Annotated in this window: 1 protein-coding gene; it reads left to right on the top strand. The window is 67.2% G+C overall.

Going from position 1 to position 616, the window contains the following annotated elements; genetic code table 11:
• Positions 1-616 (top strand): FMN-dependent NADH-azoreductase (locus GYB81_RS23215; RefSeq protein WP_161897962.1); only part of this gene is annotated, 616 nt, incomplete at both ends.

Genomic DNA, 616 nt, shown 5'->3' with positions numbered 1-616 from the left:
TCTCGACGCCAGCGCCCGCCCCGGCCTTGCCGGCAAGGATGAACACGGCTCGCACAGCCGCAACCTCAGCCATCGCTTCGTCAGCCAGTGGCAGGCACGCCGCCCACAGGACGTCGTCACCTACCGCGACATCGGCCAGAACCCGCCATCGATCATCAGTCATGACTGGATCGCCTCGTCCTTTACCCCCGAGCCGCAGCGCGAGGCCTGGATGCGCGACACCCTGGCCGAAAGCGATCGCCTGGTGGACGAACTGATCGCCGCCGACGTGCTGGTGATCGGCACGCCGCTGTACAACTTCGGCATGCCCGCCGCGCTCAAGGCGTGGATCGACCAGGTGGTGCGCCCCGGCCGCACCGTGGAGGTGGACGACAGCAACCCGCTCGATCCCTATGTGCCCAAGCTGGCCGACCGGCCACGCCATGTCGTGATCCTCACGGCGCGCGGCGGTGTCGGCTTCGATGCCGGTGGCGAGATGGCGCACATGAACCATCTGGAACCGAATGTGATCACCGCGCTCGGTTTCATCGGGCTCACCCGCGTGCACCAGATCGCCATCGAAGGCCAGGAAGTCGGCGGCGAACTGCTCGCCGAGTCGGTCAAACAGGGTCTGCGC

The organism is Pseudomonas yangonensis, from assembly GCF_009932725.1.
Lineage (GTDB): Bacteria > Pseudomonadota > Gammaproteobacteria > Pseudomonadales > Pseudomonadaceae > Aquipseudomonas > Aquipseudomonas yangonensis.
This window is presented reverse-complemented; position numbering and strand designations above follow the sequence as displayed.